The 4,523-nt window shown below is 53.9% G+C and carries 4 protein-coding genes; all 4 read left to right on the top strand.

The annotated features are described in order from the left end of the window. Positions 1-122: 122 nt before the first annotated feature. A complete protein-coding gene (ptsP, locus tag ACIQ2T_RS12045; protein WP_397591023.1) occupies positions 123-2,387 on the top strand; it encodes a phosphoenolpyruvate--protein phosphotransferase in 2,265 nt (754 codons plus the stop codon). Positions 2,388-2,488: 101 nt separating this feature from the next. Then, positions 2,489-3,274, top strand: a complete 786-nt coding sequence (locus ACIQ2T_RS12040) for a helix-turn-helix domain-containing protein (RefSeq protein WP_397591022.1) — start codon at positions 2,489-2,491, stop codon at positions 3,272-3,274. Between the two features lie 127 nt (positions 3,275-3,401). Further along, on the top strand, positions 3,402-4,310 hold the full coding sequence (locus ACIQ2T_RS12035; RefSeq protein WP_397591021.1) for a hypothetical protein: 909 nt from the start codon (positions 3,402-3,404) through the stop codon (positions 4,308-4,310). Positions 4,311-4,357: 47 nt separating this feature from the next. After that, a partial coding sequence (locus tag ACIQ2T_RS12030) for an ATP-binding protein (RefSeq protein ID WP_397591024.1) occupies positions 4,358-4,523 on the top strand: 166 nt, incomplete at its 3' end.

Raw genomic sequence — 4,523 nt, 5'->3', positions numbered from 1 at the left:
CTGAAAAAGCAGAAATTACATCTTAAAGATGTGCTTATGCATGAGTCTGCCTTAACTGGCTGACTACGAATAAATTCATGCAGGGTATCGCTTGCCTTTAAGGTCTCTGCTAAGTGCAGCTTATGGAAAGCGCTACCCGTTCTGCCCGTAACATCCTGACTGGTCTTCACGAGGTGATGGCCTCAAAGAACCATGCACAGGGAAAGCTGAACCATGTCGTCAATATTATTGGTGAGGCGCTCTCTAGCGAGGTATGTTCGATTTATTTGTTGCGGGATGGCGCGCTTGAGTTGTTCGCTACGCGCGGGCTCAATCAAGCAGCCGTTCACATTACCCGTTTGGGGCTGGGCGAAGGTCTTGTCGGCACTATTGCCGAAAATGTCGAAACGCTAAACCTTGATGAAGCGGCGGCACATCCCAATTTTCGGTATGTGCCCGAAACCGGCGAAGAGCGTTTTCACAGCTTTGCAGGTGTCCCAATTGTCCGTTCCGAAAGCGCGGTGGGCGTACTCGCGGTTCAACATGTTGAGCCGCGCAAATATGAGGAAATCGAAATTGAGGCGTTGCAGACCGTCGCAATGGTCCTGTCTGAGCTGATTGCCAATGCTGATTTAATTGACGAACCAAGCGCACGTGGTGGCAACGAGACTGGTACTATTAGTCTCACTGGCCTGCCACTGGTTAAGGGCGCAGCCGCTGGCGTAGCGATTTTCCATCAGCCCAATGTGCGCATCGAACATACCGTTGCCGAAGACGTTGAGGCCGAGCGCCAGCGGGTATATTCAGCCTTTGACAAAATGCGTGAACAAATTGACCGCATTGCGAGCCAAATTGATTTCGGTACGGGTGGCGAACATGAAGAGGTCATCGCGACGTACAAGATGTTTGCGTATGACGAAGGCTGGAGCCGCCGGATTAACGAGGCAATCGACAGTGGCCTAACCGCCGAGGCAGCCATTGAACGCGTTCAGCAACGCACCCGCATGCGCATGCGTCAGATTGATGATCCGCTGCTCGCGGACCGCATGCATGACCTAGAGGATCTTTCCAACAGATTGCTCCGCATCGTGTCTGGTCAGATGAGCACTGCGGCGCAGCTTGGTTTGAAAAGAGACTCGATACTGATTGCACGCAATCTGGGGCCAGCCGAATTGCTCGAATATGACAAACGGCGGCTGCGCGGGGTGGTTCTCGAAGAAGGCTCGCTCACGGCCCATGTGGTAATTGTTGCCCGGGCGATGGGCATTCCTGTTCTTGGCCGAGTGCGCGGCATTCGTCACAAAGTACACGACGGCGACATGCTTTTGCTAAACGCGGATGACAAAAGCGTAATTGTAAGGCCATCTTCTGCTGCCGAAGAGATTTTCCAGCACGACCTGATTGATCGGCAAAAGAAAAAAGCGCGTTATGCTTCAATGCGGGACGCGGCATCGGTCACCACCGACGGCGTGCCGGTTACTTTAATGATCAACGCTGGCTTACGCGATGACATGGCAGCTTTGGCGACAACGGGGGCCGAAGGCGTTGGCTTGTTTAGGACAGAGTTCCAGTTCCTGATCTCCGCCACGCTGCCCCAACGTGAACGACAGCAGCGTTTCTATCGCGATGTGTTGGACGCGGCTGGCGACAAACCCGTTATTTTTCGCACACTGGATATCGGCGGCGACAAGGTGCTGCCGTATCTTAAAGATGAGGCGAGCGAAGAGGAAAATCCGGCGCTTGGCTGGCGCGCGCTGCGCTTGTCGCTTGATCACGCCGGTTTAATGAAGGCACAGGCACGCGCCTTGATCGAGGCCGCAGCTGGTCGCACACTGAATGTCATGTTTCCAATGGTGTCCGAACCTTGGGAATTCGATGCGGCTAAGGCTATTTTCGATGGACAGATTGCGTTTCTAAGCAAACAAAAGAAACTGTTGCCCAACAAAATCCGATACGGCGCAATGCTTGAAGTGCCGGCACTGGCGGAGACTTTGGATATCTTGCTGCCGAAGATCAACTTTCTGTCGATTGGCACAAATGATCTAACCCAGTTTCTGTTTGCCGCAGATCGGGCCGATCCCAGATTGGCCGAACGTTATGATTGGTTAAGCCCTGCCATTTTACGCTTTATCCGGCGGGTCGTCAAAGCGACGGAGGGCCATGACGTTGATGTCGCCGTATGCGGGGAAATGGGCGGGCGAACACTTGAGGCACTTGCCCTAATCGGGGTTGGTATTCACCGTTTGTCGATCACGCCTGCTGCGGTTGGCCCAATCAAAGCCATGATACGCTCTACCAACCATTCGGACATTCGGGCGAAGATGGACGAATTGCTGAATGCTCCCACCGAAAACCTGCGCGAATCGCTAACAGCATGGGCAAATAGTCAAGGTATCGAAATAGGCTGAACCAATTGATTTTGAATGATGAGTTTCCGCAATCAACGTTGACATTATGCGCAGGATGCCCATTATCTGCATGACTGCGCGCAAAGGTGGGGAATCAGGTCGTGGAGAATGCAGCAGACGAAATCCCCGCCGTCGAAGCTGTGCCAAAAACGGTCGGCGAACTCCTTAAGTCTGCCCGCGAACAGTTAGGCATGACCCTTTCCAGCGTTGCGGCAAAGACGCGTGTGCCCATGCGCCATTTGGAGTCTATTGAACAATCTCAATTCGGCGCGCTGCCCGGTCAAACATATACAATTGGTTTCGTGCGGTCTTATGCCCGCGCCGTAGACCTTGACGAGATCGCGACAGTCAACGCCTTGCGCGCCGAATTGTCGCGCAGCGGGCATCAGGGATATCAAGCGCCACTTCAAAATTACGAACCAGCGGACCCGGCACGCGTCCCATCCAAAACATTAGCATGGACTGCCGCTGCAATTGCGGCCGTTATTCTGGCTGCTTATCTGGTATTCAGAAGCGTGACCTTAACGCAGGCTGTAACTGCGCCTCAGTCGGTCGTACGGCAAACCGTGGCTCAGCCGAAGCCTGCGGGGACCAGCCGCAACGGCGTTGTGGTTTTGACCGCGACAGGAAATGTGTGGGTTAAAATCTACGATGCAGACCAAAACCGGCTGTTTGAAAAAGAAATGGTAAAAGGCGACAGTTTCACTGTTCCTCAGGATGCCAACAAGCCAATGATCGTGACGGGACGTCCGCAGCTGCTGGACATCACCGTTGGCGGGAAAGCAGTGCCGCAGCTTGGCGCACCCGATAAAACCATCGCCGACATTGGTATAAGTGCAAAGGATCTGCTTGCCCGCGCTTCAATCCCGGCCCCATCGGATTCATGAATTTAGTCATCGAAGTCGAATTTTCGATAAATTTGAAGTTGGTTACTCCAAAATTAAGCGATGGGCCTTTATTGCAGAGTTCCAGTAAGCTATGAGGTGTCGACGTTTGGTAAATGGAAGTAACACAATGAATTATCGGTTCGCCATCATCAGCAGCGTAACATTGGCACTCAGCACGCCTGTATTTGCGCAAGACGCAAACATCGATGGGCGCGTCGGCAAGCTCGAGAAAGAAATGCGCGCTGTGCAGCGTCAGGTCTTCCCAAATGGCGCCGGTAAATTTGTCGAGCCTGAAATTCCATCGCAAACTGCACCCGCGCCAACCACAAGCTCCACAAGCGCCACTGCTGATTTAACCGCACGGGTCGATGCACTTGAGGCACAGCTTGCAACCTTGACCGGGCAAGTAGAGTTGCAAGGCAATGGTATGCGTGGACTTGAGGGCAGGTTGAAAGCCATCGAAACGCAATTGGCAGCGCAAGCAGCACCGGCTGAAGCCGTTGTGCCCGTCACTGCGCCAGCCCCTGCCGCAGTCACGCTACCAAAACCCAAGCCAGTTGTTGCGACGGGCAAACCCGCTTTGACCGCTAAGCCAAATCCAGCGCGCATCGCTGCGGTTGCTGCCGTAGAACGCCCCGCCACAGGCGATGTGTTCGAGGACGGCTACACCTATGGATACAGATTGTGGGAAGCCAAATTCTATCCTGAATCGCAAGCGACCCTGGAAGAAACATTAACCAAATTTCCGAAACACAAGCGCGCCAGCTATGCGCGCAATTTGTTAGGGCGGGCATGGTTGGATGACAAAAAACCGGCGACTGCTGTCAAGGTATTCTACGACAATTATAAGACCGAACCGCGCGGCGACCGCGCACCCGACAGTCTGTTTTTCCTTGGCTCTGCATTGACGGATCTCGGCAAAACAGCCGAAGCCTGTGAAGCCTTTGGCGAACTGGAAAGGGCTTATCCTGATGCTGTCACCAGTCGGCTGGTAGAACGCATCGCGGCGGGCAAAACACGGGCGAAGTGCAAGTAACCCTCGACCCAGTCATTCTTGACCGGTTTAGAAGTGCCTTAGGCACTGTGCAGGTTGCCGAGGGAGACGGGCTGCTCTGCGCCGTTTCTGGTGGACCGGACAGCTTGGCTTTGCTTTTGCTGGCGCAGGCGGTGTTGCCTGGAAAATTGGTGGCTGCAACAGTTGATCATCAATTACGGCCAGAGGCAGCGGATGAGGCGCGATATGTCCACA

Origin of the sequence: Sphingorhabdus sp., from assembly GCF_044357595.1 — a bacterium.
GTDB lineage: Bacteria > Pseudomonadota > Alphaproteobacteria > Sphingomonadales > Sphingomonadaceae > Sphingorhabdus_B.
The sequence above is the reverse complement of the archived record's forward strand: the minus strand, read 5'-3'. Positions and strand labels throughout refer to the sequence as shown.